Annotated in this window: 14 protein-coding genes; 4 read left to right on the top strand and 10 right to left on the bottom strand. The window is 37.8% G+C overall.

Features of this window, described 5'->3' with window-relative positions; translation table 11 throughout:
* The first annotated feature begins 9 nt into the window (after positions 1-9).
* Positions 10-1383 carry a magnesium transporter gene (gene mgtE / locus HDE68_RS24730; protein ID WP_183885115.1) on the top strand — a complete coding sequence of 458 codons (1374 nt, stop codon included), beginning with the start codon at positions 10-12 and terminating at the stop codon, positions 1381-1383.
* 122 nt (positions 1384-1505) lie between these two features.
* Here the strand turns inward: mgtE and HDE68_RS24725 are convergent, their stop codons facing one another.
* Both HDE68_RS24725 and ychF read right to left on the bottom strand, forming a co-directional pair.
* Positions 1506-2543, bottom strand: a complete 1038-nt coding sequence (locus HDE68_RS24725; RefSeq protein WP_183885113.1) for an Rpn family recombination-promoting nuclease/putative transposase — start codon at positions 2541-2543, stop codon at positions 1506-1508.
* Positions 2544-2785: 242 nt separating this feature from the next.
* On the bottom strand, positions 2786-3880 hold the full coding sequence (gene ychF, locus HDE68_RS24720) for a redox-regulated ATPase YchF (RefSeq protein WP_183885111.1): 1095 nt from the start codon (positions 3878-3880) through the stop codon (positions 2786-2788).
* Positions 3881-4012: 132 nt separating this feature from the next.
* On the opposite strand from ychF, the gene HDE68_RS24715 reads away from it, so the two are divergent.
* On the top strand, positions 4013-4495 hold the full coding sequence (locus HDE68_RS24715; protein ID WP_183885109.1) for a DUF5362 family protein: 483 nt from the start codon (positions 4013-4015) through the stop codon (positions 4493-4495).
* Between the two features lie 28 nt (positions 4496-4523).
* Here HDE68_RS24715 and HDE68_RS24710 read toward each other — a convergent pair whose 3' ends face one another.
* The 8 genes from HDE68_RS24710 to tatA all read right to left on the bottom strand — a co-directional run bounded on the left by HDE68_RS24710 (position 4524) and on the right by tatA (position 13566).
* Positions 4524-5210: a YgaP-like transmembrane domain gene (locus HDE68_RS24710; protein ID WP_183885107.1), complete on the bottom strand. Its 687-nt coding sequence runs from the start codon at positions 5208-5210 to the stop codon at positions 4524-4526.
* A 2-nt stretch (positions 5211-5212) separates the two neighbouring features.
* Positions 5213-5458, bottom strand: a complete 246-nt coding sequence (locus tag HDE68_RS24705) for a hypothetical protein (RefSeq protein WP_183885105.1) — start codon at positions 5456-5458, stop codon at positions 5213-5215.
* 195 nt (positions 5459-5653) lie between these two features.
* Entirely contained in the window at positions 5654-8803 is a 3150-nt protein-coding gene (locus HDE68_RS24700) for an efflux RND transporter permease subunit (protein WP_183885103.1), read from the bottom strand.
* Positions 8804-8833: 30 nt separating this feature from the next.
* A complete protein-coding gene (locus HDE68_RS24695) occupies positions 8834-9937 on the bottom strand; it encodes an efflux RND transporter periplasmic adaptor subunit (protein ID WP_183885101.1) in 1104 nt (367 codons plus the stop codon).
* A gap of 7 nt (positions 9938-9944) precedes the next feature.
* Positions 9945-11234 carry a TolC family protein gene (locus HDE68_RS24690; protein WP_183885099.1) on the bottom strand — a complete coding sequence of 430 codons (1290 nt, stop codon included), beginning with the start codon at positions 11232-11234 and terminating at the stop codon, positions 9945-9947.
* 69 nt (positions 11235-11303) lie between these two features.
* Complete coding sequence (locus HDE68_RS24685; RefSeq protein WP_183885097.1) at positions 11304-12668, bottom strand: sensor histidine kinase; 1365 nt, start codon at positions 12666-12668, stop codon at positions 11304-11306.
* Positions 12669-12676: 8 nt separating this feature from the next.
* Positions 12677-13408, bottom strand: coding sequence for a response regulator transcription factor (locus HDE68_RS24680; protein WP_317617732.1), 732 nt, complete (start codon positions 13406-13408; stop codon positions 12677-12679).
* Entirely contained in the window at positions 13405-13566 is a 162-nt protein-coding gene (gene tatA / locus HDE68_RS24675) for a twin-arginine translocase TatA/TatE family subunit (protein ID WP_183885095.1), read from the bottom strand. Before tatA ends, HDE68_RS24680 begins: the two co-directional genes overlap by 4 nt.
* Before the next feature lie 519 nt (positions 13567-14085).
* Between tatA and HDE68_RS24670 the strand changes: the two genes are divergently transcribed.
* Positions 14086-14532, top strand: coding sequence for a KTSC domain-containing protein (locus tag HDE68_RS24670; RefSeq protein WP_183885093.1), 447 nt, complete (start codon positions 14086-14088; stop codon positions 14530-14532).
* A 210-nt stretch (positions 14533-14742) separates the two neighbouring features.
* On the top strand, positions 14743-15354 hold the full coding sequence (locus HDE68_RS24665) for an alpha-ketoglutarate-dependent dioxygenase AlkB family protein (protein ID WP_183885091.1): 612 nt from the start codon (positions 14743-14745) through the stop codon (positions 15352-15354).
* The last annotated feature ends 70 nt before the right edge of the window (positions 15355-15424 follow it).

Genomic DNA, 15424 nt, shown 5'->3' with positions numbered 1-15424 from the left:
GCGCTATTTATGGAAGAAAAGGTTGTTGAAGAAGTTGTTGAACTAATTGAGCGTGATGAGGATGGACAGTTAAGAGAATATTTAGATGCGCTTAATATCTCTGACGTCGAACATCTTATAGACGAGCTTCCTCAATATGCGGTTAAATTCATAGATACACTGTCTATCAAAAGGGCAGTTAACGTCTTTAGAATCCTGGATTTTCCTACCCAGGAGAAAATTATAAAAAAACTTCCCGGAGAAAAGCTTGCACAGCTGATTAACTTACTGCCTCCGGATGACAGGACTTCCTTGTTTTCTGAACTGAAAGGTGATGCTGTAAAGAAACTGATTATCTTATTACCTGCTAAGGACAGAGTTGAAGCGCTATCGCTTTTAGGTTATAAAGAAGATAGTGTCGGCCGTTTAATGACACCGGATTATATTGCTGTTAAAACAGACTGGACAGTTAAAAGGGTCTTAGAACATATCCGGAAATATGGCAAGGATTCAGAAACCATTGATGTTGTTTATGTCATAGACGAAAATGGGATCTTATTGGATGATATAAGGATCAGGGAAATTTTACTTGCCAATCCTGAAGTCCCTGTTGGCGAGCTGACTGATAACAGGTCGATTGCACTCAATGCAAATGATCCGCAGGAAGAAGCAATTAATGTTTTCAGAATGAATAACAGGGTAGCTTTACCGGTAACAGATGATAATCATGTATTACTTGGTATTGTAACTGTGGATGATATTTTGTGGATTGCAAATGAGGAGTACACAGAGGATATGCATAAAATAGGGGGTACCCAGGCTCTGGATGAACCTTATCTGGACATGCCTATTTTTGGTCTTTTCAAAAGAAGGATTGGCTGGCTGGTTGTCCTTTTCCTTGGTGAAATGTTAACAGCAACGGCTATGGCACATTTTGAAGCAGATATCGCTAAAGCGGTTGTGCTGGCTATGTTTGTTCCGTTAATTATATCCAGTGGAGGTAATAGTGGTTCTCAGGCATCAACGCTAATTATTCAGGCAATGGCATTGGGAGAGATTACCATAGGCGACTGGTGGCGTGTCATGCGCAGAGAGATCATTTCCGGATTGATGCTTGGCCTTGTTTTAGGTTCAATTGGTTTCCTGAGGATTTTTGTATGGACATTATTTTCTAATTTATATGGCCCGCATTGGGCATTAATCGGTGTCACTGTAGGGGTAGCATTAGTTGGTGTGGTACTTTGGGGGTCGCTTGCGGGTTCTATGTTACCTTTGTTATTAAAAAAATTAGGAGCTGACCCTGCAACTTCATCTGCTCCTTTTGTAGCTACATTAGTTGACGTTACAGGATTGATTATTTACTTCTCAGTAGCGGTAATGTTCCTTACAGGGGTGTTATTATAAAAGATTTGATGAGAAATTAAGATATTTCTTCCAACATAAAAAGGGCAGATAACTGAGGATTATCTGCCCTTTTTATGTTTAATATTAACAGCTTCTTCTTTTATCACCTGAATGGCTACAGGTTATAATTCTTCTACTTGGCTTAATTGTAAATCCATAATTTCAGCTATCTGCTGAACTGATAATCCGTTATCTTTCATTTTGAGAACAGCTACACGGATTCCTTGTCTAAGACCCTGTTCAATGCCTTGTCTAACGCCTTGTTCAATACCTTGTTCAATACCTTGTTCAATACCTTGTTCAATACCTTGTCTAACGCCCTGTTCAATTCCCTGTTCAATCCCTTTCTTAATACCTTGCTCAAGCCCCTCCTCAATCCCCAGTTCAATACCTGTCTCCTTTCCTAATTTCATCCCCTTTTCCCTGGCCTCATTAATAGCGTAATCCAATACATTCTTATTGTCCCATCTATGTTTTGCATTATTATCCCACAACATTTTTTCCTCCTTTGTTAAATTAGTGAACTGAGCAATGTTAAATAGTTTTTCAAATATAGGTTTACGCAGGTAAGCTGGTATTTTGTCCATACTACTCATGTTTTTGAGTACAAATAGCCACTTATCAAGTCCCGTTTCCAATTGATCTGATGTCTTTACAAACTTATGTAATTCAATGTAAATATAGCCGAGCTTATCGTAGAATATTTTTCCTGTATCCCTGTCACAGAGACAAATATCGTGTAGAAATTGATCTTCCTGAAAATCTCCGGCCACAGAATCTTCCAATAAAGCGATCAGAAAAACTTCGGTCAGATCATACCTCCATACACTTCTTCTACCTTTTGGAGCCTGATCACTAATCAAACGGCTAGTGTAAAATAAAGCACGCTGTTTAAAGTTTTGCTGCTTACCACGTTGTATTTCAATAATAAAATGCTCATTATGAGCTCCTGTACACAGTAAATCAAAAATAACACCTCCTTCGTTTATCAGATCACCCGGATATTCATTTTTATTGTAAACCAAATCAATGATGTGTTTTCTACCTCTAAACACCTCATTCAGAAAATCAATCAGTAAATCTTTATTAGGGTCGCTTCCGAAGATCTTCTTAAAAGCAAAATCAATCAGAGGATCTATATATTTTGTAGGTTGCTGCATGTAAATAAGTTTGAATAGAAATATTTATATTTCTATTCAGCAACTTAATCCCCTTTGCTATAATATAGGTAATAAATAAATATTTAGTTACTCAGTTTTTATACAAAGAGAAAGTAAAATATTGATCGTGATGATTTTAAATCACTGCTGGCTTTAAAAACCAGGATAATATAGCTACGAGAACCGTAGCATATTATGTTTAAAAGCGGTCTGCCCTCAGGCAAACCGCAATATGTTATTATTTATACGTTGAAACGGAAATGCATAATATCACCATCTTCAACGATGTAAGTCTTACCTTCAACGCCAAGTTTTCCAGCGTCCTTACAAGCATTTTCTGAACCTAAAGTAATGAAGTCATTATATTTAATTACCTCAGCACGGATAAATCCTTTTTCAAAATCTGTGTGGATTACACCAGCAGCCTGAGGCGCAGTGAAACCTTTAGTAATTGTCCATGCTCTTACTTCCTGTACACCTGAAGTGAAATATGTATATAAATTCAGTAAACGGTAAGCTGCAAGAATTAGTTTATTTACACCTGATTCAGTTAATCCCAGATCAGATAAAAATTCCTGGCGTTCTTCGTAGTTTTCCAATTCAGCAATTTCAGATTCAATTTTAGCAGAGATAATCAATACTTCTGCATTTTCACCTTTAACATTTTCCTTGACCAGGTCAACGTAAGCATTTCCGTTAATTACAGAGTTTTCATCTACATTACAAACGTACATTACTGGTTTCTGTGTTAACAAACCCAGATCCTGAATAAAGTCAAAATCTTCTGCGCTTAATGCTGCCGAACGCACAGATTGTCCGCTTTCTAAGTGGGGTTTGATCACACTTAGAATTTCAAAAGTTTTTTTGGCGTCTTTATCTGTTTTTGCCAGCTTCTCTACTTTCTGAATACGTTTTTCAACAGTATCCAAATCCTTAAGCTGCAATTCAGTATCGATAATTTCTTTATCACGGATAGGATCTACTGAACCATCCACATGGATTACATTTCCATCGTCAAAACAACGAAGAACATGGATGATTGCGTTAGTTGCCCGGATGTTTCCTAAAAACTGGTTTCCCAATCCTTCACCTTTGGATGCACCTTTTACCAAACCTGCGATGTCAACAATCTCAATTGTATTTGGAACTACGCGATTTGGTTTTACCAGCTCTGCAAGCTTGGTTAAGCGATCATCAGGAACCGTGATTATACCTACATTAGGTTCGATTGTACAGAAAGGAAAATTAGCAGCCTGAGCTTTTGCGTTTGATAAACAGTTAAATAAGGTAGATTTCCCAACATTTGGTAAACCAACTATCCCACATTGTAATGCCATGAATGATTTTTTTCTTGATTTGGCGCAAAGGTATCAATTTTTTTAAATCCATCCTGCAATAAACTTGCGGCACGTCCAAATATTCTTTATGTTTAAAAAATTAAAATACATTTTTTAATAGCATAAAAGATCATGGACAACTTTGAAGAAATAAAACCGGAATTGCAGGAGGATGCGGAGGTAGATGCATTATGGATTACAGAAGATATACGCAGTTATATCTATGATGCGGCAAAATGGACCAGATTTCTATCAATAGTAGGCTTCGTATTGACAGCTATGTTTGTCATGTCGGCTTTTAGTGTAGGTGCTATGTTATCTACTTTAGGGACAACAATGCCAGGTAACCCGATGCTTAAATTGGGATCTACTGTTTGGACGGTAATTTATTTATTGTTTGCACTGCTACAGTTTTATCCCAGCCTTTTACTTTATAAATTCTCTAAATCTGCTACTCAGGCTGTTTTATTTGCTGATCAGCCAAGTTTAGGTGAAGCTATGGGTAAGCTAAAGTCATTCTTTAAATTCTGGGGGATACTGACTATTGTGATTATCGCCTTATATATATTGATGATAGTTGTATTTGTCGCTTCAGGAGGACAGGCAGCCGCATAGTTATTTGAAAAAATTACCTGTATATCAGCTATACAGGTAATTCTATCTGATGTTTAAAAGTTTTGATTTCCTTAGTCAGTAAATGCTCAAAATAAGGATTTAATAATCTTGCAACTCCAATTCCTACTCCTCCTGCAGGTGGATGATAAGAAATGACGATCTTCAGGATTGTACCCAGCCCGTCCGGTGTCTGCTCAAACTCGATCTTTCCAACATGACGCAACACAGAATCTGTCGTTGATCTCCAGCCAATCAGCCGTCCGGGTTCATCCTTTACAATTTCGGCCTTCCAGCCTACTGGAATTAAGTTCCCTAATACTTTGCTTTTCCAGAGTGACAAATGCTCATCGAGCATTTTCACATCCAACAGGTAATTTAAGCTTCCTGGAAGATTACTCAGATTACGCCAGTAATTGTAGACTTCATTTGGCAGTCTGTCAATTATAAATTCACCACGCACATTAATCGCCTGCGGCTTTCTTGCATCTATACCGAGCTGTTCATAAAATAGACAATGACCCGTAAACCCTCTGTAAGTCAGGTATGCACCGTAGAGAAACTTCGGTTTAAATGGATTTCTTAGTCCTTTGCTTAATAAAATCGCTCCGGCAAACACCGAAACGAAACGCTCTGTCAAACCGACATTTGAATACTGCTGTTTTTCAATAGAAAACCTGCCCGAACGTAATTTCAGATGTGTCTTATGCGTTTCCATAATTATGATTTATTTTCAATTGCATGGGCAATCAGGTCGATATCATTCTGATCAAGTTTACCCCACAGTTGTTCCCATGTACCATTCTCTTCTTTTCGGATCTGAGTAAGCTGCTCACCCTCTGATTTACATATAAAATATTCCACACCATCACTTGTTTCATCCGGTTGTACCTGAATTGTTTTATTTGTGCCATGAAGCTCAACTGTAATTTCAAATCCTGGATTGTGTAATTCTAAATCTGCCATATCCTTGTTCTTTTTCTAATTAGGTAACAGTTCAGAAGCGTGACTGTTTCATAAAAGCGATTTAAATTTAAAAAGGGGTATCCGCTTTCGCGGTACCCCTTTAAAGTGTTTGCACAAATTAAGCTTCAAAAATCTGCCAATTCTTTTGCTTAATGCAAACACAACCCTAACCAACTGAAAAAAATTCTTTATGGTTTAATGATGTGCAATCCCTGCGGTATCCCTGGTTTCGGTCAGGTGTCTGGCTTTTTTATGGTATGCCCAGTAAAATACAATCGGGTACACAAACAAACTAAATAATGTATTTGTAATTAAACCGCCAATAACTACAATCGCGAGAGGTTTTGATGCCTCTGATCCAATACCTGTCGATAATGCTGCCGGCATAAGACCGATAGCAGCCATCATAGCTGTCATAATTACCGGACGCAGCCTGGTGGCAATACCGTCTTTCAGTGCATCTGGAAATGTCCAGGTAGGGTGGTACTTCAGCTCTGCTATATTTGACTTGAACTTGGTTAGCAGGATCACTCCATTCTGTACACAAATACCAAAAAGGGCTATAAAACCAATACCTGCTGAGATATTAAAGTTGACACCAGAAGCAAGTAAGGCTAAAACACCTCCAACCATTGCAAAAGGAACATTGTTTAATACCAGCAATGAATCTTTGATATTACCAAACAGCACAAACAGGATAAAGAAGATTAGTAATAAACTGATTGGCACAGCCTGAGATAACCTTGCTGTTGCACGCTGTTGATTCTCAAAATCTCCTGCCCATTGTAGTTTATAGGCCTTAGGTAATTTGATTGCTGCATTTACCTTAGCCTGTGCTTCTGCAATGGTACTTCCCATATCCCTGCCGCGGATAGAAAATTTGATTGCCCCATATCTTTCGTGTTTATCACGATAAATAATGCTTGGGCCGGTTACTTTTTTAATGGTAGAGATTTCGCTTAAAGGAACTTTTGCTCCGGAAAGACTTTCTATTCTCAGATTACCGATAGATTCTTCACTCTGTCTGAATGAATCCGGATATCTGATCCGGAGGTCAAATTTACGTTCACCTTCATAGATCTGCGTTGCTGCCTTTCCACCGATTGCCATTTCAATAACAGCATTCGCGTCTTCTGTTCTGACGCCATATAATGCCATTTTGGTCTGGTCAAGATTGATTTGTAATTCAGGCTGGCCCAGATTTCTTAAAATACCCAAATCTTCAATTCCTTTGACTGTTTTAAGGATATTTTCAATCTTTTCTTCTTGTTTTTCAATGAAATGGAAATCATTTCCAAACATCTTTACAACAATTGATCCTTTTACACCTGAGACTGCCTCTTCTACGTTATCTGAGATTGGCTGAGAAAAGTTAAGACTGATACCAGGATATCCTTTTAATCTGTCCTGCATACGTTCAATTAGCTGTTCTTTGGTCTCATGACGTTTCCATTCATCCTTAGGATATATATCTACCAGGAATTCCATATTGTAGAATCCCGTAGCATCTGTCCCATCATTAGGTCTTCCTGTTTGAGATACGACTTGTTTGACCTCATCAAAATGAAGGAAGATTTTACGGATCTCATTAGAAAGTTTTTTAGTTTCATCTAAAGAGATACTTAAAGGGGCACTTGCCCTTACATAAATCGAGCCCTCATCAAGAGAAGGTAAGAATTCTGTACCCAGGAATTTGAAACTGAACAAACCTAAAACAAGGATGATCAATGATATTCCAAATACTAGTTTTCTGGCTCTGAAACAAGCATTATAGAACCTGATTGTTCCATTGGTAATAGCTCTGAGGAAGAAGTTATGTTTCTCTTTAACATCTTTATTCAGCAGGACACTTGCCAGTGCCGGTACCAGGGTAAAAGTGAGTATTAATGCACCTAATAAAGCAAAACTTAAGGTCCATGCCAGTGGAGAGAACATTTTTCCTTCTACTTTCTCAAAGGTGAAAATAGGCAGCAGACCTGTGATAATAATCAGTTTAGCGAAAAAGATTCCTTTACCGTTCTCCAGACAAGCTCTTTTAATGATTCCTAATTTACTCAGGCCATTAAATTTCTGCATACCTGTAGCTTTTGCACGGTGATCAAGGGCAACAAATATTCCCTCGACCATCACGACGGCCCCGTCTATGATAATACCAAAGTCAATCGCCCCCATCGATAATAAGTTGGCAGACATCCCCTTTAATTTCAGACAGATGAAAGCGAATAGTAAGGCAAGAGGAATAATAATGGATACAATGAGCGTTGTTCGCCAATCGGCCATAAATAAAAACACAATAACGGTAACGAAGATAATCCCCTCCATCATATTGTGCATTACCGTATGAATAGCAAAGTTAACCAGGTTCTCTCTGTCATAGAAAGTGTTGATTTTTACATCTCCCGGAAGGATATTATCATTGATGTCTTTAATTTTCTCTTTTAAGCGGGTAAGTACTTCGCTTGGGTTTTCTCCTTTACGCATCACTACGATCCCCTCAACGACATCGGGATCATTGTCTCTGCCAACCTGACCTAATCTTGGTAAAGCGCTCTCTGTAACGTCCGCAATAGTTTTAACATAGACAGGTGTTCCGTTGACATTATCAACAATAACATTATTGATTTCATCGATGTTGTTTAAAACGCCGATCCCGCGCACCACATAGGCCTGACCGCCCTGGTTGATCACATCTCCGCCTACGTTAATGTTACTTTTGGATACTGCATCAAAAAGTTCTGAAGCAGTTACTCCATATTGTATGGATTTCTGAGGATCTACAGTAATCTGGTAAGTTTTTACTTCTCCGCCAAAACTTACAACATCGGCAATGCCGGGCACAGCAAGTAATTCTCTTTGTACCACCCAGTCCTGCAGTGTTTTTAATTCTCTGACTGATTTTTTGTCACTTTTTAAGGTATAACGGAAAATCTCACCTGTAGGTCCGTAAGGAGGTTCAACTTCAGGATTTACACCTGCCGGAATATCTGCTTCTGCAATGTGATTGTTAACCTGAACTCTTGCAAAGGCATAGTCTACATCATCTTCAAAAGTGATTTTTACGATTGATAAACCGAATAGCGAAGAAGAACGGATACTTGTTCTTTTTTCGGTCGGGTTCATGGCTATTTCCAGTGGTCTGGTTACAAACTTCTCCACTTCTTCGGCACTACGGCCCGGCCATTGTGTAATGATCGTAACATTCGTATTGGTTACGTCCGGGAAGGCCTCTATGGTTGTGTGCTTAAAGCTCAGGTAACCAGCCAGGATCATAACCAGGGTAGCAAAGAAAATGAAGATCTTATTTTTTAAGGAAAAACCTATGATCGTCTTAATGAATTTATTCATTATAGTGGATTTTTAATCTGGTGTAAGAATTTAGTCTTTCAGGCTTTCGAAAAGGAAAACCTGTTTGGAGGCAACAATACGGTCGCCTGGTTCCAGTCCCTTACTGATATAGGCCTTATCTCCCGATTTTCTTCCTATTTCTATTTCTTGTATCCTTACTTTTTTTACTTTATCAAGTACCAGCACATAGTTTTTATTGGCATCAAAAATGATATTGTTAGCATTGATAGAAGGCAGATTGATATCAGATCTTGAAGCAATTTGTACGGTTGCCATCATACCTGGTTTTAACAGATAACCCGGATTAGGAATGCTTACTCTTGCATGCATTACTTTGCTGTCTGCATCCAGTATATTGTAAATCTTATCAATCTTACCGGTGAAAACTTTACCCGGATAAGAGAGAATAGATATTTTTACCTGATCACCCTGTTTTACACTTGCGATATCAGATTCGTAAATATTAATCATCCCCCATACGGTCGATAAATCAGCAACTGTGAAAAGGCTCTGACTATTGTCTGGTCTGAGCTGCATATTGTTATTTACATTTTTCTCAATTACAAAACCTGAGATAGGTGATTTTAAAGTGTAAGTCCCATTTGTACTGCCACCGTTTAAGTTTAGCACAGCTCTGCTGCGTTTTTCTTCGGCTTGCTTAACCAGGTAATTGTTTTTGGCTTCTTCTACATCTCTGGCAGATGATAATCCGCTTTTATAAAGGTCTTCGGCAAGTTTCATGCTTCTTGCCGCATTTCTCAGTTCTGCAGAAGAGCTAATGGCTTCTTTATCAAATCCGGCCATCTCTGCACTTCCCATAGTGGCTAAAACTTGTCCTTTGGATACACGGTCACCTAATTTTACAGGTACAGACCGTACATTTCCACTCACCATAGGGAATATTCTGGCTGTAGTTTCATCGTTGGGAGCTATCTTGGCAGAGAAGCTTAAGTCCGTTTCACTATTTGGATTTCTGACCGTGTCGATCAGCAATTTGCTGATCAGAGAATCTGTAACAACGAATTGCTCATCTTTAGGTGGTTCTTTCACGTGTTCTGTACAGCTTTGTAATAATACGAAAGCGGTAAATACGCCAATGGTAAGCCTGCTGAGTTGTTTGATTTGGGTTTGCATGTGTGTATTATTTGAAAATTGTAGTACCAGTTACATAGTTGATTTCTTCTTTGGCATTCATTCGCTGATATTTCAGGTCATTCATTTGCAGGGTGCTTTCTTTGTAGGAATCATAGAAATCCATAAATTCTACCAGGCTCAGATTTCTGCTTTTGAAATTCTTGATCACTTCAGCGATTAATTTATCAAAGTCACTGCTAAAATTCTTATCGAAACCTTTGTACAAACTCTCTGTTCTTAATGCTGATTTATAGCTGTTAAATACTTCGTTCTGTAAGGTAGATTCTTGCTGGTTCAACAGATTTTTACCTGCATCAATAGCAATTTTTGCTTTTTTAATCTCTCCCTGGTTTCTGTTGAACAGCGGTAAAGGGATGTGCATGCCTAAACCTGTATATTTATTCGGATAACTTCCCTGTAAATCGTAGGTTAAAGAGAATTGTACATCCGGTACAGCATTGGCCTTTTGTACACTTAATGCTTTTTCCGCATAGGTAATGCCAGTTTGGGTCAGTTTTAAATCTGCACGGTTAGTACGTGCCGAATCCAGCAGGCTGGTATAAACGGTTTGATCTAATTGATAAGATTGTTCTTCGGCAGGGTCCATAACCAGTGCAAGATTAGCATCTGCTTTAATATTGGTCATCAGTTTAAGGTCAGTTTCCATATCCTCAATGCTATTTTCCAGATTGGTATACTCTGTTTGAAGACCATATACCAGTGATTTGATCCTGATAATATCTTTCATAGCCATATTCCCCATTTTCAACTGCTGCTCTGAGCCTGTTAATAATTTTTGCAGGGAGTTGATCTGCTGCTGATATAGTTTAGCAGATTGCTGTGCGTAATAAGTTTTATAGAAGTTAGAACGCAGGCTAAATCTTAAAGTGCGTATCAGGTCAAAATATTGGTATTCGGCTAATTTTACGCCTGTTTTTGCCAGTTGAATATTCTTGTTTCTTTTTCCTGCAAGTTTAACCAGTTGCGAAAGAGATGCCTGATACTCTCCGTCTGTACTATTGGTCTGGAAAAACTTTTTAGTCAAATGGTTATACAACTGTGTTTCTACATTCAATTCCGGATTATCAAATAGTTTTGCCGTAATGATTTCTGCTCTGGCCTGATCGGTCTGGTAATTTTGAGCAATTAGCTGATAGTTGTTTTTTATGAAAAGTTTTTCTGCCTCAGGCAAGGTGAGTTTTAATGTGTCAGTAGTTTGTGCTGCCACATTTTCGGGTTTGCCTGGCAGGGCAAAAACGAAGATTAACAGGGAAAATTTCAGAAAATTAGATGTCATTTGCTTGGTGTTTTAAACAAATCTAATTTGGCGAAATTAAAGGAATATTAAAGGGGTATTAAAAACTGATTAAAATGAATGAAATTCTATGCGGAATGTAGTGCCAGAGGCCTTTGATGACGTTACTGTGATTTTTCCGTTAAAGAGAGTAATGATTTTATTGGCCATATATAAACCCATTCCATTTCCTGCATGTTCTATTTTATGAGAGGAGCTGTAAAAGGGTTTAAAAATCTCTTTTAATTTATCTTCTGCTATGCCGACACCTTTATCACTGATAGTTAGGATTATCCCTTCAGAAACAATCTCCAGTATACAGTTAACTGGTTGGTTATCTGAAAATTTAAATGCGTTTCCTATGATATTGTCGAGTGCGATTTGTAATAATGTAGGATTGGCACTAATGATAAGGGGGGTGTCATCGGTCATTGGAAGATTTTTCATTTCCACCAATAATTGATTGGGCCCTTTCCGTTGGTTCCATTCTTCCTGCAATTGCCAGATCAGCTCGTCAATACGAATTTGTCTGGACAGCGAGGAGCTGTATTCCAGATCTGCCTGTGCAAGATTAAACAATGCATTAATGATGTTTTCTAATTTTTCTGCATCTTCCAGTACCGAATGAAGTGCTTTTTCATAATCGTCCCGCTGACGGATTTTAGAAAGTGCAATTTCTGCTCCGATAATCATTCTGGTGACTGGTGTACGCAATTCGTGGGAGGCATTCGCGACAAATGTTTTCTGTAAGATGAATGAGTGTTCCAGATGCTCCATCAGATTATTGAAATTCTGTGCAAGCAAAGTGATTTCATCTTTATTTGTGCCTTCTTCTACCCGAAAATGGAGGTTATTCGATTTAATTAATTTTACCTGATTGATAAATACATCCAAAGGGGATAATATTCTTTTGGCGATCCATCTGCCAGAAAGCAGCAAGCCAAGAAAGATAACGATAAATACACCGGTCATGACTTTGAGCAAGGTTTGTACCCTGATCGCCGTGCTCTGGTCTATTGCAGATGCCAGGATGACAAAATCGCCCTGATTATCTTTGTAAAAGATACCAACAACTTGTCTTTCTCCTTCTTTGAAACGGATTTTACCCATTTCTCTTACTTTATCAATAGTCTGACTGCTCCAGAATTGCTGATCATCACCAATAAAAGCGGCGCTGTTGCGGTCATTATAAATCCGGATTACTTCTCCATTCAGTCTTTCCAGATATTCTGTCCTTACCTGATTTAAAGCTTCGTTTGAGATCTCATCTGCTTTAAGATATAACTTGGCCGTTACCATAGTACGGTCAGTGAGGCGGTCAAAAAACTCTGATTCCATCACCTTTTTGAAGGTAAAATAGGTTACAGATAATACACATAACAGTGTAATTGTGCTGATCAGGGTAAAATATAGCGCAAGGCGGTCTTTGATCTTCATCGCCTTGTTTACTTCATAATATAGCCCATACCTATTTTTGTATGGATAATCTTTTTGTCAAATCCTTTTTCAATCTTATTCCGTAAAAAGTTTACGTAAACATCGATCACGTTGGTCCCTGTATCAAAACTGATATCCCATGCATTTTCTGCAATATATTGTCTGGATAAAAGGCGATTAGGATTTTTAAGAAATAATTCCAGTAAAGTGAATTCTTTTGCGGTAAGAGTAATATCCTTACCTGCCCGCTGAACAGTTTTTGAATAGGTATCCATCAGGATATCTTCAAAACTCAGGGTATGTTTGAGTTGACTCTGAACTGTTTGCTGTCTTCTCAGCATGGCCTCGATCCGGGCTAAGAGCTCTTTGAAGTGAAAGGGTTTGATCAGATAGTCGTCGGCTCCTGAATTTAAACCTAATACTTTATCATCAATGGAACCTAATGCGGTGAGCATCAGTATGGGAACTTCTTTATTGGTTTGCCGGATCTGACGGCATACTTCAATACCATTCATCCCAGGCATCATTACATCCAGAATCAGCAGGTCGAATTTCTCTTCCTGAAAGGTATATAGCGCCATTATCCCATCAGGAATGGTGGTGACGCTATAACTATGTTCTTCCAGTCCGGTTTTTACCAGGCTGGCTATTTTTACATCATCTTCTGCTAATCCGATATTAAACATTTGTTGCTCAGGGTTGGTTGAGCTACAAAGGTAACTATCTAAATCCAAACTCATTCATTCCCTTTTTGTCCGTCCTTGAACTCTTTTACACCTTGTCCAAGTCCTTTCATCAATTCAGGAATTTTTTTACCTCCAAAAAGAAGTAATACAACGACCAGGATGACAAGTATTTCTGGTGTGCCCAATGCGGCTAAAATTGGTTGTTGAAGCATGATATTTTTGATTAATTTTTAATTTAAGCCTGCTTAGGCTTTATAAATAAGACCTAAACAGGCTAGGGTGTGTTTGTTGGTGTAAAAGTAAAATGAGTTAATTAAAGTCTAATTAAAAGCAGATTAAAATGTGGTTAAAATATTGTAAGTTAATGATATTATGATATTTCGAAGATAAATTAACACCAAATGAATGATGTGGGGTAAATTATATTAATGACAATAACAGACTCTTTGCTGCAAAATATATGCATTATTTGCCTAAGGAAGAAGAACTGATTGCAGAGGTTGAGCGTGAGAAAATAAAATTAAGTCTTTTCAAGGGGCAGGAGAAAGCTGATTAATACCGTTAAAACGGTAATTCCTTGCGATGTGTTTTAATTAAACATGCTCTTAATCAAAGCTTAATCTTTCTTTTGCATATTAAATTGTACCTTTGCAAAATTGTTTGCCATTATTACAGGTTGACCCTGAAATTCAGCTTGTTAAATGTAGACAATAATTGCATTAAATATATTTATGAAGAAGATTGTCGATTACAGAAAATTGTTAGGTGTTCAGAAAGATGCCGAGCTGAAAGAGCTTAAAACCATTTACAGAAATTTAATGAAGGAATATCATCCAGATAAATTTCAAGAAAGTGATGAAGCTAAATTAGCTGCTGAAATAAAAAGTAAAGAAATTATTGAAGCTTATCATTTCTTGGTTAGTATTGCTCCTGAGACGCTTGCTGGCTCAATTGAAGAATATACAAGTACAATCACTTCATGTGGTATTGCTGATTATAGCTGGGCTGGCCTGGTACTTACAGTTCATTTCCTTGATGGAAGCGGATATGAGTATTTTGAGGTTCCAAAAGCAATTTATGTGAAATTGGTCAATGCAGATTCTCCAGGAAGATTTGCACGTCGTCATATCTTCAATTCTTTTCCTTACAGAAACATAGTAAAACTAGAAACAGCTTAATCGGGTTTCTGATTTAGCGGATAGATTTACCTTTTCCTGTTTCAGCAGGATATTTTTATATCGGTCAGTATGTTTTTTATAGCCTCCTATAATTTCATCCTGACCGATCATTGTTTAAAGCAATTTCCTGCAACAATATAAACGCATAATTGTTAGTATAAAAGACGTTATTTGATCCTGTCAAAGAATTTCAATACGTATATTATTATTATGCAACATCTGATTGACGCTGATCATCACAATATCCTTCCATCTCATGGTGAGGCATTGTTATTCCCTGATTTCTTTAGCCCGCAGGAAAGTAACCTTTATTTCGACTATTTTAAGAGTGATGTTTCCTGGATACAGGAGCCTGATTTTGGGTTGGATAAAAAAAGGATGCAGCAACGTTTAACTGCTTTTTTCGGAGAGCAGGATCTGGAATACAGTGCTGCTGGTTTAACTATAAAAGCTAAAAGCTGGACATCTCCACTATTAAATATTAAAGAGAAACTGGAAGCTAAATTTGAAGCTTCATTTAATGTTTGTCTGTTGAATTATTACCGTGACGGAAAGGATTACATGAACTGGCACAGAGATAATGAACATGCAATAGGAGCATATCCTGTTATTGTTTCTGTGAGTTTTGGTTCAACCAGGATTTTTCAGTTCAGAGATTACAAAGAAAAAATACCTGTTGTTTCTTTGGAACTTGATCATGGAAGTGTGTTATTAATGAAAATGCAAACTCAGGAGCACTGGGAACACAGAGTTCCGAAAACTACCGCTCTGGTAGGGCCAAGGATTAATTTAACTTTCAAACTGATCCTGAAAAAGGAATAGCTATTGAGCTCCGGTATGTTAGGTTATATGATGCGGATTGTTGCAGATAAGTCAAAATTGTATTCGTTTT

It is taken from the genome of Pedobacter cryoconitis (genome assembly GCF_014200605.1).
GTDB lineage: Bacteria > Bacteroidota > Bacteroidia > Sphingobacteriales > Sphingobacteriaceae > Pedobacter > Pedobacter cryoconitis_B.
This window is presented reverse-complemented; position numbering and strand designations above follow the sequence as displayed.